At 37.9% G+C, this 19235-nt stretch carries 20 protein-coding genes; 12 read left to right on the plus strand and 8 right to left on the minus strand.

The annotated features are described in order from the left end of the window. Positions 1-141 precede the first annotated feature (141 nt). Positions 142-1761 (minus strand): ABC-F family ATP-binding cassette domain-containing protein, encoded by a 1620-nt coding sequence (locus QUF86_RS17730; protein WP_289316127.1) that lies wholly within the window; start codon positions 1759-1761, stop codon positions 142-144. Positions 1762-2105: 344 nt separating this feature from the next. Between QUF86_RS17730 and QUF86_RS17735 the strand changes: the two genes are divergently transcribed. After that, the gene (locus tag QUF86_RS17735; protein WP_289335057.1) at positions 2106-2507 is read left to right on the plus strand and encodes an RDD family protein; all 402 of its coding nucleotides are present in this window, start codon (positions 2106-2108) and stop codon (positions 2505-2507) included. Between the two features lie 334 nt (positions 2508-2841). Here QUF86_RS17735 and QUF86_RS17740 read toward each other — a convergent pair whose 3' ends face one another. After that, positions 2842-3081 carry a hypothetical protein gene (locus QUF86_RS17740; RefSeq protein WP_289316129.1) on the minus strand — a complete coding sequence of 80 codons (240 nt, stop codon included), beginning with the start codon at positions 3079-3081 and terminating at the stop codon, positions 2842-2844. A gap of 688 nt (positions 3082-3769) precedes the next feature. On the opposite strand from QUF86_RS17740, the gene QUF86_RS17745 reads away from it, so the two are divergent. After that, complete coding sequence (locus QUF86_RS17745) at positions 3770-6019, plus strand: HelD family protein (RefSeq protein ID WP_289335058.1); 2250 nt, start codon at positions 3770-3772, stop codon at positions 6017-6019. Between the two features lie 35 nt (positions 6020-6054). Here the strand turns inward: QUF86_RS17745 and QUF86_RS17750 are convergent, their stop codons facing one another. Continuing rightward, the gene (locus QUF86_RS17750; RefSeq protein ID WP_289316131.1) at positions 6055-6576 is read right to left on the minus strand and encodes a GNAT family N-acetyltransferase; all 522 of its coding nucleotides are present in this window, start codon (positions 6574-6576) and stop codon (positions 6055-6057) included. Between the two features lie 141 nt (positions 6577-6717). Between QUF86_RS17750 and QUF86_RS17755 the strand changes: the two genes are divergently transcribed. Both QUF86_RS17755 and QUF86_RS17760 read left to right on the plus strand, forming a co-directional pair. After that, the gene (locus QUF86_RS17755; RefSeq protein ID WP_289325343.1) at positions 6718-6909 is read left to right on the plus strand and encodes a hypothetical protein; all 192 of its coding nucleotides are present in this window, start codon (positions 6718-6720) and stop codon (positions 6907-6909) included. Positions 6910-6993: 84 nt separating this feature from the next. Beyond that, entirely contained in the window at positions 6994-7407 is a 414-nt protein-coding gene (locus QUF86_RS17760) for a hypothetical protein (protein ID WP_289335059.1), read from the plus strand. Positions 7408-7490: 83 nt separating this feature from the next. Here QUF86_RS17760 and QUF86_RS17765 read toward each other — a convergent pair whose 3' ends face one another. Continuing rightward, positions 7491-8681 carry an alanyl-tRNA editing protein gene (locus QUF86_RS17765; protein WP_289335060.1) on the minus strand — a complete coding sequence of 397 codons (1191 nt, stop codon included), beginning with the start codon at positions 8679-8681 and terminating at the stop codon, positions 7491-7493. Positions 8682-8816: 135 nt separating this feature from the next. Here QUF86_RS17765 and QUF86_RS17770 point away from each other — a divergent pair, with 135 nt between their 5' ends. Continuing rightward, on the plus strand, positions 8817-8939 hold the full coding sequence (locus QUF86_RS17770) for a hypothetical protein (protein WP_289335061.1): 123 nt from the start codon (positions 8817-8819) through the stop codon (positions 8937-8939). A gap of 114 nt (positions 8940-9053) precedes the next feature. Continuing rightward, positions 9054-9926, plus strand: a complete 873-nt coding sequence (locus tag QUF86_RS17775; RefSeq protein WP_289316135.1) for a CvfB family protein — start codon at positions 9054-9056, stop codon at positions 9924-9926. Positions 9927-9971: 45 nt separating this feature from the next. Here QUF86_RS17775 and cotJC read toward each other — a convergent pair whose 3' ends face one another. Genes cotJC through QUF86_RS17790 form a run of 3 tightly spaced genes read right to left on the minus strand, consistent with a single transcriptional unit; the run spans position 9972 to position 11054 of the window. Beyond that, complete coding sequence (gene cotJC, locus QUF86_RS17780) at positions 9972-10541, minus strand: spore coat protein CotJC (protein ID WP_289316136.1); 570 nt, start codon at positions 10539-10541, stop codon at positions 9972-9974. Between the two features lie 12 nt (positions 10542-10553). Beyond that, complete coding sequence (locus QUF86_RS17785) at positions 10554-10820, minus strand: spore coat protein CotJB (protein ID WP_289316137.1); 267 nt, start codon at positions 10818-10820, stop codon at positions 10554-10556. After that, complete coding sequence (locus QUF86_RS17790; RefSeq protein ID WP_063234475.1) at positions 10821-11054, minus strand: spore coat associated protein CotJA; 234 nt, start codon at positions 11052-11054, stop codon at positions 10821-10823. It abuts the gene before it with no gap. 255 nt (positions 11055-11309) lie between these two features. Between QUF86_RS17790 and QUF86_RS17795 the strand changes: the two genes are divergently transcribed. From QUF86_RS17795 to QUF86_RS17810, 4 genes are all read left to right on the plus strand, one after another. Beyond that, positions 11310-12125 carry a 3D domain-containing protein gene (locus QUF86_RS17795; RefSeq protein ID WP_289335062.1) on the plus strand — a complete coding sequence of 272 codons (816 nt, stop codon included), beginning with the start codon at positions 11310-11312 and terminating at the stop codon, positions 12123-12125. 155 nt (positions 12126-12280) lie between these two features. Continuing rightward, complete coding sequence (gene recQ / locus QUF86_RS17800) at positions 12281-14395, plus strand: DNA helicase RecQ (protein WP_289335063.1); 2115 nt, start codon at positions 12281-12283, stop codon at positions 14393-14395. 141 nt (positions 14396-14536) lie between these two features. Beyond that, positions 14537-14743: a cold-inducible protein YdjO-related protein gene (locus QUF86_RS17805; RefSeq protein WP_053346482.1), complete on the plus strand. Its 207-nt coding sequence runs from the start codon at positions 14537-14539 to the stop codon at positions 14741-14743. 862 nt (positions 14744-15605) lie between these two features. Beyond that, entirely contained in the window at positions 15606-15800 is a 195-nt protein-coding gene (locus tag QUF86_RS17810; RefSeq protein ID WP_034307294.1) for a cold-shock protein, read from the plus strand. An 85-nt stretch (positions 15801-15885) separates the two neighbouring features. On the opposite strand, the gene QUF86_RS17815 is transcribed toward QUF86_RS17810, so the two are convergent. Next, positions 15886-16800, minus strand: a complete 915-nt coding sequence (locus tag QUF86_RS17815) for a YitT family protein (protein ID WP_289316140.1) — start codon at positions 16798-16800, stop codon at positions 15886-15888. Between the two features lie 345 nt (positions 16801-17145). Between QUF86_RS17815 and QUF86_RS17820 the strand changes: the two genes are divergently transcribed. Together QUF86_RS17820 and QUF86_RS17825 are read left to right on the plus strand one after the other, a co-directional pair. After that, the gene (locus QUF86_RS17820) at positions 17146-17271 is read left to right on the plus strand and encodes a hypothetical protein (RefSeq protein ID WP_289335064.1); all 126 of its coding nucleotides are present in this window, start codon (positions 17146-17148) and stop codon (positions 17269-17271) included. 608 nt (positions 17272-17879) lie between these two features. After that, positions 17880-19076, plus strand: a complete 1197-nt coding sequence (locus QUF86_RS17825) for an MFS transporter (RefSeq protein WP_483313924.1) — start codon at positions 17880-17882, stop codon at positions 19074-19076. Positions 19077-19235: the final 159 nt, after the last annotated feature.

Below are 19235 nucleotides of genomic sequence, written 5' to 3' on the forward strand. Positions count from 1 at the left end.
CATCTTTCAGGGAATATTATTATATTTATTGCAGAGTGTTTTTTATACCTTCAATGCATTGAAGGTATGAAACAAATGCAGGTAGGGAGAATCAGGAACCAAAAAAAAAGCACATCCAATAAGGATGTGCTTTCATAAATCTTATTTGTACATTTCAGCCACTTGTTTTTGTAATTGGCTATTTTCAAGGTATTCATCATAGCTAATTTGCTTATCAACTGTACCTTTTGGTGTAAGTTCAATGATTCGGTTCGCTATAGTTTGGATGAACTGATGATCATGAGAAGAGAAGATCATCGATCCTTTAAAGCTGATCAAACCGTTGTTCAATGCCGTAATTGACTCTAAGTCTAGATGGTTAGTAGGTTCATCAAGCATTAGCACGTTCGAACCGCTTAACATCATTTTAGAAAGCATACAGCGGACTTTTTCGCCCCCTGAAAGAACACTTGCCTTTTTCGTGACTTCATCGCCAGAGAATAACATTCTGCCCAAGAAACCGCGCAGGAAGCTTTCGCTCTGGTCATTAGGAGAATATTGACGGAGCCAATCGACAAGAGTTAAATCGACACCTTCAAAGAACTCGGCATTATCTTTAGGGAAGTATGCCTGAGAGGTCGTAACGCCCCATTTGAATGAGCCGCTATCCGGTTCAATTTCACCTGCCAAGATTTTGAACATTGTTGTTTTGGCAATCTCATCTTTACCGACAAAAGCGATCTTGTCACCCTTATTCATTGTGAAGCTGACATTATCCAATATTTTTATGCCATCGATCGTTTTCGAGATTCCATCTACACGAAGCAGGTCATTCCCGATTTCACGCTCAGGTGAAAAGCCGACATATGGATAGCGGCGAGAAGAAGGCTGTATGTCATCCAAGCTGATTTTGTCCAATAATTTCTTACGGGATGTCGCCTGGCTTGATTTGGATGCATTGGCACTGAATCGAGCGATGAAATTTTGAAGCTCTTTGATTTTTTCTTCTTTTTTCTTGTTGGCATCTTGAGTCAATTTAAGGGCAAGCTGGCTTGATTCATACCAGAAGTCATAGTTACCGATATAAACTTTGATTTTACCGAAATCGAGATCCGCAATATGTGTACAAACTTTGTTAAGGAAGTAACGGTCATGGGAAACTACGATAACTGTGTTTTCAAAGTTGATCAAGAACTCTTCCAGCCATTTGATTGCTTTTAAGTCCAAGTGGTTGGTAGGCTCATCCAGTAATAGAACATCCGGCTTACCGAATAGTGCCTGGGCAAGCAATACTTTAACTTTGTCGCCACCGTTCAATTCTGCCATTTTCTTTGTATGCAGGTCTTCTGCAATACCAAGGCCTTTTAGGAGAATGGAAGCTTCAGGTTCAGCTTCCCAACCATTTAATTCGGCAAATTCACCTTCAAGTTCGGCCGCTTTCATTCCGTCTTCGTCCGTGAAGTTTTCTTTCATATAGATGGCATCTTTTTCTTGCATGACTTCATATAATCTTTCGTGTCCCATAATGACAACTTTAAGGACCTCTTCTTCTTCAAAAGCGAAGTGATCTTGTTTTAGAACGGCAAGGCGTTCGCCAGGCCCCATATGGACATCACCGGATTGTGCTTCAATTTCACCGGAAAGGATTTTTAGGAACGTGGATTTACCCGCACCATTAGCACCTATCAGACCGTAGCAGTTACCAGGCGTGAATTTTATATTAACATCTTCAAACAGTTTACGATCGCCATAACGTAAACCAACATTATTTACTGTAATCATTTATTTACATTCCTCCAAAATACTTTTGTTTCAACGTGTCTAACATTTTGTTTCACTAGTTTTACGCTGATTCACACAAACAGCAGTTTATGTTCATTAATTTTTAAACTATGCCGCTCGTTAAATTGTATCTTATTTCTTAGGAAAATTAAAGTTAGATTAGTAAAAACAAACGTTTATAAGCAAAAATTACACAGGTATTTAATTTTGATGAAAAATTATCTCCTCTAATCTAAGTTTTAATTTTTTGTCGAACAAAATTTATGGGTAAAAAGACTTATTACGCATTAACTTTTTAATTGGTAATATAGGTAAGTGTAACTAATATAACAGGAGGAACACATATGAGCGATTCTGTAGGTTTTTGGAAACGTCTTTTCGCAGGATTTTTGGATGGCATAATTGTATCAGCACCATTAGCGATAATTTTCGGGCTGATTACAGGTGATTGGGAAAATGAAAATTTTTCAACGTTTTTTAACTTTCTCTACATGATGATTGTCCCGATACTATGGTATGGCTATACAGTGGGTAAAAGGATTGTGGGTATACGCATAGTAAGGGTAGACGGTAAAAAATTAGGCATAGGCACAATGCTATTGAGGTATTTAGTTGCTGCTTTAGTTTATGCCATTACATTAGGGATAGGGTTTATTGTTAGTGCATTCATGGTTGGCATAAGAAAAGATCATAGAGCCATACATGATTTCATAGCTGGTACATACGTGACATCAAATAAACCATGAATAATTGATAAGCAGTTTAATAACTGCTTTTTTTTATGCCAAATTACAAATTCAAACGGAAAAAGGAAATTCATCAAATTCAGAAAGTTAAATGGAAGCGGGATTTACTGAATACTGCATTGGTGCAAATTACATAATAAAGAATGAATATTATATTGGAAACCACGGTAGAATATCTAGCCTTATAAAACATAATGGCAGTTAAGTGTTTTTTATGACATTGGAATGGAAACAGAAAAAATGCTGTAATTGCATGGCTTAGGCAGATAGGTATTCAGGTAGCGTTCATGGGTTTGTAAATGTGAAGAACCAAAAAGCACTTAACCTATTATGGTCAAGTGCTTTGTTTATTCAAAACTTCTTTATTTTGATTAATGATGATTTTATTTCTTAAAATCATTTCCTTATTATTAAGACCAACATTTAGTTCTTTAGTATTATTCACCTTTTCTAGCAGTGATACAACAGATATTTCTAATAATTCAGGGATGGACATATTTGTTTTAGATGATAAAACTTCAAGTTCATGGATTAATTTAGGGGATAGCATTGGTTGTCTTTCATTTATTTCCATGACAGTACCCACTTTCTCAGAAAAATAATTAATTGTAATTTAAGTATATATGTAAGATTTCCATAGAAACATTAAATTAGCGTTTTTTATGTTAAGAATTGATGACAATTGTAGGAGCAGAATGGTTTAACCAAGCACTTTACCCTAATAGAAGTGCTTTTTTGTGTCGATTTTTCTCATGTTAAAGATCATTCCGAGAGAAACATGATTTCGCATCGCCCGTATAAGAATTTGTTCCAAAGCATGCTTGATGGGTTTGCCATTTTCTTGATATACAATAAATTCCCTGCATATCTTTAAGAATAGTATAATGTCCATTAACATCATTCTTTTGGATAAACTGATTCATAGGGTAAAATAAAAAAATAAACTTCCTACTCCAGGATGGTAATTTCAAAGAAGTAATTATTAAATATTCCTCTTTCTATTTCTGAAATGTATTAAAGATTTTCCTCCTAAAGCATTTTGGCTCTTTCATAAGTCAACATTTTATAGCAACGTCCAATCTAGAATATATTGTGCATTCTTAAAATTATGTGAAATATCGGAAAAGTTAATTTCAAGTATATAATTCTATGTATCCAGATTTGTCAACCATTGGGTTTTCTGATAGTATAAATGTCCATTTCGTCTTAGCATCGGCATTTTTTTAGTTTGATAAATAAATATGGAAGGGAGAGTGGTTTTTTTGGGAAGTCACCCTGATTTCGAACATGAACGACAGCGGCTGGATTTTACCAAACGTTATATGGATGTAGTCATCAAAACATCAGAAACAAGCAAAGATCAATTTCAGCGGAATATGCAAGAAGCTTTTGGTGATGCCGATTGGTCTGAATCCGCCTTATATTCTCAGTTGCTGACTACAGCCAACTTTTTTGAAATGTCCAAAACTGAACTTGAAAGTTTACGCAAAGCCAGTAAAAAGCCTTACTTTGCAAGAGTGGATTTTGAAAGGAATGATGGTGAAAGTGGCGAAGTGCTTTATTTCGGAAAAACATCCCTTTATCAGAGGGAAAGCCAGGAACAGATCATCGTCGATTGGCGATCACCAATTGCAAACCTTTATTATGAGGGGCGGATTGGTGAAATTGAATATGAAGCGGAAGGGGAAACATTTTGCGGGAACATCACTTTAAAGAGGCAACTAATGATAGAAGAAGGTGTCTTGGAAGAGGTAAGGGATATTGATTTAACAACAACGGATGAATTGTTGCAGGAATCCCTTTCTAAAAGTTCCAGTAATCGATTGACAGATATCATTACCACGATTCAGGAAGAACAAAATAAAATCATTCGTGCAGATTTGAACAAGCCAATCATAGTCCAGGGCGCAGCTGGCAGTGGTAAAACAACAATTGCGTTACATAGAATCTCATATTTCATTTACCATTATAAAGACTTGTTCGATCCGCGACAATTAATGATTCTTGCACCGAGCAGGGTGTTCATTGATTACATATCTGAAGCATTACCAGAATTGGGTGTTGAAAAAGTAAAACAATTCACATTTTCCGAATATGTTCAAGTAGCGATAGGTAAGCAAGTGAAGCTTGTAGCGGATGATAAATTAACTCGATTGCTGGAAAAGGATGATGAAGAAATAAAAACCGCTGTCTGGATATCAGGTCTAAAGGGCTCCCCTGCATTTAAATATATTTTGGACGAATATGTAAAGGATATTTTCCAGGGGTTTCATCCGGATACAGATTTTTATTGTGATAAATATCGCCTCTATTCGGCTAAGAAGTTCATAAGGTTATTGGAAGAGGATTATTGGTATTTACCGTTATATAGCAGGCTGGACAAACTGAAGGCCATTTTACAAAATGAAGTGAAATTGAAAAAGAAAATAATGCTTGAACGTGCTGTTGGTTTTTATGAGGCCAAAATCGAGAAGGCTCTCTATAAGAATATCGATCCAGTCGTACGTAAGGAATTTGTTACAAAATGCCTCGATAAAAAAGAAGAAAGGATCGGGCAGATCAAAAAGGCGGTCCGTTCTTCCGTAAAAGGCTATTTTAAGCAATTCAAAAAGAAGGATCTTCTCCAATACTATCAGGAATTATATCAAGATCCGGAGCGGCTCGCCTCGTACAGTAACGGTAAACTTACTGTTGAAGATGCCAATGCTTTATGTGAGTATAATCAAAAACATTTTTCTGATAAATGTTACGAAATGGAGGACTTAGGTGCATTATTATACCTTCAGGAGCGGCTTTTTGGTGTCGACAAAGAAAACAAAGCAAAAAATGTCGTCATTGATGAGGCTCAGGATTATAGTTTCATGCAGTTACAGGCACTCAAAACCGCAGTGGATACTGACATGTTCACACTCGTAGGTGACCTTGCACAAGGCATCCATTCATACCGCGGACTTCAGACATGGGAGGAAGTTCACCATCGTATTTTCCCGCGGGCTACGTATACTGAATTACAAAAAAGTTATAGAACCACTGTTGAAATAATGAAACAAGCTAACCGGATTCTTCAGTTGTTAACATACGATTTCCCGGAAGTTGAACCTGTAGTCCGTCATGGCCGGAATCCGGAATTCATTTCCATAGAAAAGGAAGGCTGGGAAGAAAAACTGATCGAACTTATTGAAGGGCTTAAAAGGGAAGGTTTCAAAACGTTTGCCGTCATTGCAAAAACGATGAAAGATTGCAAACTGGCAAACGAGAAACTTAGTGGATTCCATCAAGGCTTTCATTTAATAAATGAGGCGGGAAACATCCCCAAGGATAAGACGTTAATTGTTCCTTCTTATCAAGCCAAAGGTCTGGAATTCGATGTCGTATTTGCAATATCCCTGGAAGAAGCATATTGCCGTGAAAATGAGCTTGATATCAAACTGCTATATGTAACAATGACAAGGCCATTGCACCGGCTTTATTTTTTAGGTAATGAGAAAAATGCTTTCCTTATCGAGACATGAGAGGAGGGTGAATGTAACCATCCTCCAGGTTACGCTCACAAATGAAAAAGGATATCCTGAATATCTTTCCACCCAAAACCGACTTCGATGAGCTCGATGCCAGCCATTCTAACGGTTTTTTCAGCAATGACTCGACCGCCGAGCGCCTTGTAAAAACCGCATGAAGGATTATCCTTCAATGCCCAGATTATTAAATTCTTATGTTCCATTTTAATGAGCTCATGTATGACCGCTTTTATCATTTTTCGGCCAAATCCCTGTCGTTGATATTCTTTTAAAAAATAGACAGCATATACTTCCCCTTGAATATGCGGATCATTCGTTTGTTCAGGCCCTGCGGCAGCGAAACCGATGATTTCCCCATTGGCATTTTCCGCAACAAAGGTGGCATTATGCAGCATCTTTAAATTTCTTTGCCAATTTTTCTTTCTGGCTTCCAGATTCAAGGAAGACAAGTATTGATCCGGGAGAATCCCTTTATATGTCGTTTGCCAGCTGTTTATATGTACATTTGCTATTCCATTTACATCTTCTTCTCTCGCTTTCCTGATTTTCATCAAAAACACCTTCTTTTTTTGTAGTTTTCCCTAGAATATCATGGGAAAAGTGAATAAGCATTTTATTTATGTTTATAACTGCATTAGAAAGGATAAGAAATAAAAGAGAGATTCAACCAGATGAAGGGAAGGATGAGAAGGATGAAATTGAAAGTTGGTTTTTATTTTCCGGGCGGCAAAGAATTAGAGCATGAGGTAGAGGGCGATGACTCCACTCAAATGATTTCAAATATTCAAAAGCACCGTTATTATAATTTGGTTAAAGGCGATTGCCATTATGTTGTAGATACGGAAAAAGCAGCTTATTTTTCTGTAACGGAAATAATGGATTGAGAATAAACCGCATTGGATGGACTTTTGTTCCATTGCGGTTTATTCTTTTTGATGTAAGGAAACCGGAAAAGGAGTTAATAGACAATGAAGATCAATTTTACCAAGAAACAATATGAAACATTATTCAAAATGGTTCAGTACGGATATTGGGTTGCTTCCGATACTGAAAATAATAAAGATTTCAGTGAGATGGAACAGTATCTTAATTCCTTTGCCAAAGATTTCGGCATGGAAGGAGTACAGTATGTGAAGGAATATGATATATATGATTTAAGCAGGGAACTGGAGGATCAACTTCATAAAGTCATAGATGAGTATGAAGAAGGAGTGTTCAGGGATAAGCTGGCCTATCATATGGCAAGAAAAGAATTTGCCGAGGAATCGGAAAACCATGAATATAATCAGGAGAAAGCATTTAAACGTATCATGGAGCTTGAAGAAAAATATCATCTTCATATTGAAAAAGAAGGGTTACAGAAATTGAAAATAGAAGAATAAGAAGATAGAGGACTTTATCTGTCCTCTTCTTCTTATTTCTGTAAAATAAATCACGAGTTGGCATGGACTATTTCGCAGAAGTTTTATTCACCAGGATTTTGGCCTAATTTTTCAACTGTGTATTGGTAAAATGCCATTAAGTCATTTTGTGATGCAAAACCTGCTTGTGCAGTCTGTTCGTTCCCTCCGCCTTTCCCATTATAAGAACTGAGTTCAGCTTTAAAATATTGTCCGCAATGTAAGGGGAGGGACCCACTGTGCGAAAGAATAACCTTTTGCTCCTTACGTGATGCTAATAATACGATGACCTTTTCCTTTTTTACAATCGTACCTGAAAGGTAAAGCAGTTCTTTCATTGAGCTATCTTCGAAAATATGAGAGATGAATCCCCCTACATTTTCAGCAAGCAGGGTGTCAGCAAGATACTTGGCATTTTCAAGTTTTAAGTTTTCATTTGCCGATAGCAGCTGCTTGTAGTCATTTTCCAGTTTCTCCACCCTATTAAGTATCTCTGTACGTCCGGTATTGAATTTAGTCGATAAGGCTGAAAGAATTCCAAGACTCTCGGAAAAATCGTCCAATGCCCTGAAGCCACACTTAAAATAGAGGCGGGTATGTTCTTTCTGCTTCTCCGTTTTGAAAATTTTTATTAAGCCAATCTCCCCGGTTCTTTCTACATGGGTTCCACCGCAAGGGTTATACTCAATTCCTTCTATTTCAACAATACGGATATTCTCAGACACTTTAGGCATTTTGACGACAGGAAGTGTCTGTAATTGCTCTTTTGTCACGTAATATATCAGTATTTCTCGATTCTCAATGATATATTGATTAACTTGCTTTTCAACTGCAGCCGTATGTACTTCAGTCCATTTAGATCCGGATGTAATATCGATCGTTAAATATTCCTTTCCAAGATGAAAGCTGACCGTATAAGCGTCAAACAATTCCCGACAGACTGCAGAGAGTAAATGCTGGCCGCTATGCTGTTGCATATGATCGAAACGGCGGGACCAATCAATTTCACAGTGAACCATATCTGACCCTGGCCGTTTTTCAGTCTTATGAAGAATCCTTCCATCATTGCTTTTTATAACGTCAAGAACGGTGATTCCTTCTATTTTTCCAGTATCTGCAGGCTGGCCGCCCCCTTCGGGATAAAAGGCGGTTTCTTCAAGAGTGATGTAGTAAAAGCCATTTTCTTCAAAGGTCTCCCGGATTTGGGTTTCCCATTGGGAAGTCTTGGTGGACGTATAATACAATTTTTTTGTCATGAGTGATTTCTTTTTCCTTTCAGTTAATCGTTAAATTATATCATCGAAATACCTAAGATTGAAATTGCAGGATCAGAAGATCGGTCAGGTAGATAAGTATCGATCGCACTTGATGAAAGGGAAAAGGGAATCTCCTTGGGAGCTAAGATTACATATAAACCGAGCCAATTATCCAAAGTGATCATGCATAGTAATGTTAAACAAGGACAGATTCTGGTTCCTCAGGCTTTAGATGAAGACGGCAAGGGTGAAAAATAAAAAACCGTAATAGGTATACAGAACAAGAAAAAAATGATAAATTCAAATATGATGGTAAAATAAATAATTGGGTACAATTGTAGGTAAAGGTAAGTCACAGGAGGATTTAAATACATGCAAAAAATTCAGGCCGGTTTGGCTGTAGAGTTAGAAGTGGAACGTAAGGCTGATTTCGGATGGTTTTTAACTGACGGTTCAGAAGATGTCTTACTTCATCATAATGAAATGAATGAAGGAACTGAACTTGAACTTGGAGATGAAGTAACTGTATTCATCTACCATGATAAACAAGCAAGGCTAACAGCGACAATGAAGATCCCCGAAATTCAGATTGATCAGTATGGCTGGGCGGAAGTTGTCAATGTGAAAAGGAAACTTGGTGTTTTTGTGAACATCGGCCTTTCCAAAGATATTCTTGTATCTCTGGACGACCTTCCGAATATTGATCGTTTATGGCCTGAGGTTGGCGACCGTCTATATGTATCCCTAAAGACAGATCGTAATGACCGTCTGTTTGGTAAACTTGCAACGGAAGATGTAATCCAGGAGATTGCAGTAAAAGCTCCTTTAAAAGGAGTCCGTAACACCACTGTTAAGGGAAATGTCTATCGTTTGCTTATGGTTGGGTCTTTCTTTGTTTCCCAAGAAGGATACCGCTGTTTCATTCACGAAAGTGAACGCAAGGAGGAGCCCCGCCTTGGTGAATTAGTTGAAGGGCGCGTCATTGATAGTAAAGAAGATGGAACGCTTAACGTTTCTTTAATTCCCTTTAAACAAGATTTAATGGGGGAAGATGCTGATGTCATCTTCACTTATTTAATGAATCGTGGCGGTGCCATGCCATATGGCGACAAAACGCCACCTGATGATATCCAGTTTAACTTCGGTTTAAGCAAGGGAGCGTTCAAACGTGCTCTGGGCAAACTGATGAAAGAAGAAAAGGTTTACCAGGAAGATGGATGGACATATTCCTCAGACCGTAAATGAAAAAAGCAGCGGATTTTTATCCGCTGCTTTTTTCATGTGGTTTCATTAAAAAAACTTCTTTTTACCTTTTTCTTCTTTTAAAATCTCCACAGCTTCCCTGAACCTCATCGAATGGATAATTTCCCTCTCACGCAAAAACCTGAGTGAATCATTGATATCAGGATCATCCGAGATGTCGATCAACCACTGATAGGTTGCTCTGGCCTTCTCTTCAGCGGCGATGTCTTCATATAAATCTGCAATGGGATCGCCTTTGGCTTGGATATATGTGGCAGTAAATGGATTTCCTGCCGCGTCATGATAAAAAAGGGCACTATCATGATTGGCATAATGGTCACCTAGCCCGGCTGCAACCATCTGCTGAGGGGTGGCGTCTTTTGTAAGCTTATAAATCATCGTGGCGATCATTTCCAGATGGGCAAATTCTTCCGTTCCGATATCCGTCAGCAGGCCAATCACTTTATCAGGAATTGTATATCGTTGATTTAAGTATCGGAGTGCTGCAGCCAACTCACCATCAGCACCCCCGTATTGTTCTATTAAATATTTTGCCAATCGAGGATTACAGTCTCTTACTTTAACTGGATATTGCAGTTTCTTTTCATAAACCCACATAGATATCTCTCCTTATACCTGCCATGGCCAAGGGCCTTGGCCCCATTCCCATTTATTTTCACCGCCTGGACTGTTTCCAAAACCCAATAACGGACCATATTTAGGCTCAAAAACCGATTTCAATTGTTTGGAGTATTCATGAAATTGATTGAATTGCTGTAATGCTTGCTGATCGTTAGGATGTGTATCCAAATAAAGAGTCAACTCGACAAGTACGAAATCCGCAGCCTGTATTTGTTCAAGCAACTGATAATATTCATCATCCAGTTTCTGATTCATTTATGTCTCCCTTTCCCGATATGGATTATCATAAAAATCATAAAAGAATTTCCAAAGTGTACCGTATTTCAAAGCTTCCTCAGGTGTGAACTGCTCCAAATTCGGCGGTTGAAAATTAATATACAAATTAGGAGGTGTCCTGTAGTACTTCCTCCCAATCGGCGGGCAAGGATCGAATTTACTATGGAAAGGTTTATATGACTTAACTAAGGTAAAAGTCTTTTCGCGCGTCAAAAAAATACCTCCTTTGTAAAGATATAGCCTCTAATTATTATGATTAGGCAATACATAATATGACTCAACTGGTTGGGAAAGGAAAGAGGTAGGAAATAATATATTTTCAGAATATTAAAATAACTTGTTATAGTGCCGTTATCTTCCTGTGATGTTTGTCATCTATTCTTTATCTGTTTGTTCTTTGTATAGAAAAAAGTTATGTTAAGATTGAACTCGTAGCTTATAAAGCAGCTCACAAGGAGGTAACAACATATGAAAAAATCAATCTTATCGTTAGCGGCAGCGGCTGCAATATCCGGTGCATTCACAATTCCGGTACAAGCAGAAGATGTCAAAGTGAAAGATGGAGACACATTATGGGGGATATCTCAAACATATAAAGTATCAATAGAAGATATTAAGTCTTGGAATGATTTGTCTTCAGACGCGATTTATGTAGGGGAAACTATACATATTTCTCAAGAAAAGCATTATAAAGTCAAGTCAGGTGACACATTATCGGACATTGCAGACAAATATGATGTAGCTGTAAATGATATTAAATCTTGGAACGGTTTAAATTCAGATACTATCCATCCGAAACAGGAACTAATCATTAAACCAGCGGCTAACAAAGTCGAAGCGGCGAGTGTAGAGCCTGCGCAGAAATCTGAACAAGCGGCACCAGTTGAACAATCAAAACCAGTTGAACAATCGGAACCAGTTGAACAATCAGAACCAGTTGAACAATCGGAACCAGCAGACACAAGCAATGAATCCCAAAATCAAGCGGAATCTGGAAAAGAGATTACTGTTAGTGCAACCGCCTATACGGCTGATTGTCAAGGCTGCAGCGGAACAACAGCCACAGGAGTGGACTTGAAAGCTAATCCTGATGCAAAAGTGATTGCCGTGGACCCTTCAGTCATTCCATTAGGATCAAAGGTTTATGTTGAAGGTTATGGCTACGCAACGGCAGCCGATACAGGCAGTGCCATCAAGGGAAATAGAGTGGACATATTTGTTCCAAACGAACAGGATGCCGTGAATTGGGGCGTTAAAAACGTTAAAGTGCAAATCCTGAATTAACTTAACCATGCAAAACATGTTTATATATTGAAAAAAGTAGACACAGAGATTTAATGTGTCTACTTTTTTGTCCTTTTGGTTCATGGGAAAAGCAGGTACAATGAAAGTAATAGATCCTTATAAATCCTTGCGAGGTAAATAGGAGGAGTAGTGAATTGATGGAAAAAGCACGTGAGTATTTACAAGAATATTTTGGTTATGAGTCATTCAGAAAAGGTCAGGAACAGATTATCGAACAGGTGTTGGGAGGAATAAACACCGCGGGAATCATGCCTACTGGCGGAGGTAAATCGATATGTTACCAAATTCCAGCCCTTTTGTTACCTGGTATAACACTCGTGATATCCCCACTTATTTCCTTGATGAAGGACCAAGTAGATGCCCTCGAACAAAACGGGATTGATGCCACATTTCTTAATAGCTCCATTTCTGGGTTAGAATCATCCAATAGAATGAACGATATTAAGCAAGGAAGATATAAATTGGTTTATGTGGCACCGGAACGCTTGGAAAATCCTGCATTTCAACAGGATTTATTTAATGTGGACATTTCAATGGTAGCCATTGATGAAGCCCACTGTATATCTCAATGGGGTCATGACTTCAGACCAAGCTATTTAAAAATCAAAACCTTATTGAAAAACATGCCATCATCTCCGACTGTACTGGCATTAACGGCAACAGCCACTCCAAATGTGACCGATGATATTTGTCAGTCGCTCGGAATATCAGGGGAGCATACAGTATCAACGGGATTTTCCAGAGATAACTTGTTCTTTTCCGTTGTAAAAGAAGAAAATCGCGGACGGTTTTTAATGCGCTATTTAGAGAAAAACAAAAATGAATCGGGTATCATATATGCAGCTACTAGGAAAGAAGTCGATTCTTTGTATGCCAAGCTTAATAAAGCCGGATTCAAGACAGGCCGTTACCATGCCGGGATGAATGAACAAGACCGTTCGGAACAGCAGGACCAATTCATTAGGGATGACATTCCCTTGATGGTAGCGACATCTGCCTTTGGGATGGGAATCGATAAGTCGAATGTTAGATACGTCATCCATTACCAAACTCCTAAGAACATGGAGAGTTATTATCAGGAAGCGGGCCGTGCAGGGAGGGATGGTTTGGATAGTGAATGTATCCTTTTGTATTCCCCCCAGGATATGCAGATACAGCGTTTCTTGATTGATCAATCAAACCCTTCGCAGGAGTGGCAATCCCAGGAATTGAAGAAGTTGAACAGAATGAAAGATTATTGTTTTACCGAAGGGTGTTTGCAAGCCTTCATTCTTCGATACTTTGGAGATGAAAACCCTGAAGATTGCGGTCATTGCGAAAATTGTACAGATAAGCGGGATTCCGTTGATGTAACTACTCAGGCTCAGATGGTCCTTTCATGCATGTTGCGAATGGGTGAGCGATTCGGTAAAACGATGATTTCCCAAGTCCTCACGGGTTCACGCAATAAGAAAATTGAAGAGTTCGGTTTTCAAAAGCTTTCTACCTATGGAATCATCAATAATCAATCTGCAAAGGATGTAGGTGATTTCATTGATTTCCTGACAGCAAAACAGTATATCGAAATGACGGGCGGCCAATTTCCGGTCCTTAAAGTAACCAATGCTGGCAGGGAAGTGCTGTTGGGGCAGAAAAAAGTCCTCCGTAAAGAAATAAAAAAAGTAAACAGCATCAGTGTGGATCATGGGTTGTTCGAAGAGTTGAGACAGTTAAGAAAAGAATTGGCTAGTAAGGAGAATGTACCTCCTTTCATTATTTTTTCCGATGCATCATTGAAAGATATGGCAGTGAAACTGCCGAGGACGGAAGAGGAATTCCTAGAAGTTAAAGGGGTAGGGACCCAGAAATACGAACGCTTCGGTGCCGTGTTCCTAAAAGGTATTTCCCATTATGTACAGGCACATCCTGAACTAGAAAAGAATACAATGGTTACTAAGGAAACGGTAAAAAGAAGTACTAAACCATCTCATTTAGAAAGCTATCTCTTATATCAGGAAGGCAAATCAATCAAGGAAATTGCGACATCCAGAGGGCTGTCTTCCATTTCAATTGAAAATCATTTATTAAAGTGTGCTGAAGAACACATGGATATCAAATGGGAAGAGATTTTCACGGATGAAGAGTTTGAACTTGTTTTGGATACTGCGAAACAATTGGATTCTGAAAAACTGAAACCACTAAAAGAAGCCCTGCCTGAGAATATTTCCTACTATATGATTAAAGCGATCTTGGTTAAAGCAGGTTTGTGATACACGTAGGTGTTAAGGTTTTTGGATAATTTCATCTTTGAATAAATAAGAATTTGGTTTAATGCGTATACTAGGAATGATAAAAAGGTGAAATTTCGCACCTTTAATCAGAGTCTTTATATAAAAAAGAGGAGGTTGCTCATGTATTTTGGTAAAAAGAATTCAGAGGAACCAGAAATCATTATGGAAGATACGATAGTATATGCGTGCGGATCAGCAGATTGTAATGGTTGGATGAGAAAAGATTTTGCCTCGGAAAACTATGATTGCCCAATGTGTGGAAGTCAATTGGTCGAGGAAGTCAGGGAACTTCCAAAAATTGAAAATGAATATAATGCGTTTAAATAAAAGAGGTGAATCATAGCCTCTTTATTTTTTATTATATGAAGGGAAGTATAACGGAGTGATTTTATTTTAGATTAATACTTTACACATATAAATAAATGTGGTAAGATTAAATTTCAGTGTTATGAAAAGAAAGCACTGGAGGGTAATTTAAAGTAACATTTTTATTAATGAAATAATTTTCCATCATTTTTCATGATGGAGTAGAAACAAGTTAAACACATCTAGAAAAAAGAAATACATGTAATCACCAAGTATTTTCCTCGATCCATTTCTGTTCTTCATTAACTTACTTCTATGTACCATTTATCTTTTGGAATTTACTTTTTCCCAATTGGAATTACGGACGGTTTTAATTAATAAACATGTACTTACAAGCTTTTATCTGATTCTCGCAGGCACGGTCTAGGAACCGTATGGATGGGAGAGAGGCAGGGCTTTCATTGTTTTAGGTTTTGGCACTAAAATTACTCTCATGCTCGATTCGCTTTGAATTTTTCATCCGAACGAGCAGGAAGAACCATATGGAATGGATTCTTAAACGGCGCAGTCTCGATTATCTTGAAGGGTAAGTCAGAGACTGTGTTTCATTTTTTGATTAGGAAAACCGACATCTTTAGAATCTTTACTCAAATATATAAAGCATATATATGATATAATGGTTACTGAGATATTAAAAATTCATGTCGTAATCTCAAGTTCCTACCACTAAAAAAAGTTTGGGTGTAAGAACAAGAATTAAATCTTAGATTTGCGAATGAGTATTTACTCACAATTTAGATTAGCCATCTATTCTTCTTTTATCTTTATGGCTTGTGATCTGTTATGCAGTACGGAGTCAATTCAATTCTAAGGAGTGAGATATATGTATAGAAGAAATAATACGGAAGAAATCATTCCTGAAGAAACAAAGGTGTGGGAATGTACATCAGAAGATTGCAAAGGTTGGATTCGCGATAACTTTACAAGTAATGATGAACACGTTTGTCCGTTATGTAGCAGCGAGATGAAACCCGGCACCAGAATGCTTCAAGCAATCAACAATCCAAGAAACTATTAAGTCTGTATAAAAAAAGCTGAAGGGAATCTCCCTTCAGCTTTTTTTATCTTTTTGTCAATTTGATTTAGCAAAAAGCAGGTGATGATTAGTGAATATCTTTTTTCTTGAAGCGACCGCCTCGAACTTCCGCGATATCCCCTACGGCAAGAAATGCAGAAGGATCGAAGCTTTTGACTATATCTTTAAGTTTAGCTTCCTCAAGCCTGTTTATTACACAAAAGATGACTTTTTTATGATCACCGGAATAAGCACCTTCGCCCGCTAAATAGGTTACGCCGCGACCAAGGCGATTCATTATGGCGTCGCCGATATCGTCAAATTCATCACTGATAATCCAAACAAATTTGGATTCGTCCAAACCAGCGATGACGATATCCATCGTTTTATAAGCCACGAAGTAAGCTATGATCGAATACATGGCGCGATCCCACGAGAAAACGAAGCCCGCACTGCCAAGGATGAATAAATTAAAAAACATGACGATCTCCCCAACGGAAAAAGGGAGCTTTTTGCTAGCGAGTATAGCAAGTATTTCTGTACCATCCAATGAGCCGCCATATCGAATGACCATTCCAACACCAATGCCAAGAATCATTCCGCCGAAAGCGGACGCTAGGAGGATATCTTGAGTGAAAGCTGGTACGTGATGAAGCAATGTAGTGGTAATGGAAAGGACTAATATCCCATACAGAGTAGATAATGCGAAGGTTTTTCCAATTTGTTTATAACCGATAAAAAAGAAAGGAAGATTCAATACGAAAAGAAAGATACCGAGTTTCCATCCAGTGATGTAAGATAACATAATCGATATTCCCGTTATGCCTCCGTCGATTACGTTATTCGGTACTAAAAAAATCTCGAGGCCGACAGCCATTAAAACTGCACCGATTGTTATTAAAAGACCTCTCTGTAATATTTGTCTTAGTGTTAATTTTTTATGCTGGGTCTTCTTTTGCATAATTTCTGTTGTACTTGCACCTGCCAGGTCTGACATAATCATGCCCCCCACTCCTTCTCTCTATAAAAGTTCTATTTAATTATAAACCTATAGGTATAATTAAATAAAGAAATTAACATTCTTAATTAATATATTCTTGAATAATTATTTTTGTTTTTGATAATGACCTGCAAGATGAAGCAGGTGTGAATGCTTGTCAATATCATGTATTTCTATTCTACTCTATACAAAAGAATAGTATTTCTCATTTTATTGATTTTATGAAAGAAACCTACATTTACTTGAGATATGGGGCTGAATGGGGGTGGGAATAAAAAACCTTTTAGGTTCTACGATTTTCCATTACAATAAAGGAGAATGGAACGGTAGAGGTAGTCAAGGGGAAAAATGGAACACTCAATTGCGACTTCAAATACCTGTCCACTTCATGATTACAGTACTTTTGACGATAATGGCGTCGTATACGGCGTTGGATTTACTAACAACGTTATTTATACGATCGAGAAGTATTAACGCCTATAATATAGGGAGCTGCCTCTCTAAGGGATTGGCTACTTGGACACTAGATTTTGTAGACATATTCAATCTCGATAATTCAATATTGACGGCATACAACTTTTCTACAATAATTTTTTGTTAGCATTAGCGATTGCTCTTGCAGGGTTTGGTTTTTTTCCATATCGTATAAAACAACACATGTACTGCAAATGTCTTTTTTGCGGTTTCATGTTTTCGATGGATATATTATCATTAAACACAGTTTGAAATTGAGCCCATTGTTGATAAGTCGGTACGCTTTTCAATATCTTTAGTTTACTGTACTTAGAGGGGAAAAGTACAAGTATCCTTAACCGAAATAGGAATTGGGATGCCGCCAGAGCAGCTTAAGAGACTGGGAGAACATTTTTTACAACGAAAAAATCTGGTAATGAATCAGGTCTCGTGATCAGCTTTAAAATTATAGAAAGCCACCTTGGAAATGTCTTTGTCGAGAGCAGGTTTAATAAAGGTACTGTCTTTAATACGTGCTACCTATGAATTGGGAAGCGTGAAAAAAATCCGGAGTTCGTTGAGATATAAGAAAACTTGAGGTAGAAGATGACTGCATGGGGGAACAGGATTTGGAAAAACAAAAGCATACAAATATTATAAGCTTGAAGGTATTTTACTTATTTTCATTTTTTGCAGTGGGAAGTTTAACACCGCTATTAAGCGTTTATTTAGCCAATGAGGCAGGTTTGTCTGGTATTGAAATAGGTACGATTATGTCTGTTGGACCGATAGTGATGATCGTTTTTCAACCTTTTTGGGGAATTGTCTGTGATTGGAGTGGGAGACCAGCAAAAATACTTGCAATGACATCGTTGCTTGCTGGTATATTCGGATTAAGTTACTTGCTGTTTAATCACTATTTACTTATAGTATCCGTGGCAATAGCTTTGGCTATCTTTCAAAGTGCCATAATACCAGTATCAGATAGCATCACCCTTCAATATACAACAAGAATCAAAGCGAATTATGGAAAAATCCGTTTATTCGGTTCACTTGGTTACGGTGTAGCCGTTTTTGTAATGGGGAAATTATCGGAATCCTTCATTGGTCCTTCCGTTATATTTTATGCCTTTTTCTTCGGTCTATTGATCGCAGCTCTTCTAGCTCTCCGTTTGCCCGAAGAGCCTCCTCGAGAAAAGGCAAAACTTTTCGGTGGAATGAAAGAATTGATCACAATGAAACGTTTCCTTATCTTTCTTGCTATAACGTTCTTGATTTTTGGTCCTAATCTTGCAAATAATGTATACTATGGTTTGTTTGTAGAGGCAAGAGGCGGGACATATACAGGAATTGGCATTGCGTTCCTTTTAGCAGTACTATCAGAAATTCCATTTATGAGAATGGCAGGTACCTGGATTCATAAAATAGGCCTTTTGCCAATTACCTTATTGGCTGGAACGGCTTCATTGATCCGCTGGGTTTTGTACTATACCGAGCCAAGTTTGACTACCGTATATGTGACTTCGATCATTCAAGGGTTTTCACTTGGCTTATTCATTCCGGCAGCTTTACAATATATCCGGGAAGTCGTCCCAGCCCGTATAACAGTTACGGCAATAACGCTTTATTCCGCCATTGGAAATGGATTGGGAAACTGGTTCAGTACATTCAGTGGCGGGATAATCTTGGATAAATCAGGGATATATGCGGTGTATCTATTTTACGGTTCACTCACACTGATTGGGATGTTGCTCACAGTATGGCTGATGAGGTTAGATAAAAACATAAAAGTAATGGGGAAAACCCCAGGTATATTAAAAAAATGATTTAAAAATATAACTATTAAAAAATTTTTCTTATTGAAAGCAAGAGACCTCTTCACCTTCCATGGTGAAGGGGTCTTTTTTAATCGTCCCTTTAAATGGATTGCTCCTTACATATACAGTTTGCTTGGAATAATAATGTTTGGGATGGGTCTCACTCTC

This window comes from Peribacillus sp. NJ11 (assembly GCF_030348405.1).
GTDB lineage: Bacteria > Bacillota > Bacilli > Bacillales > DSM-1321 > Peribacillus.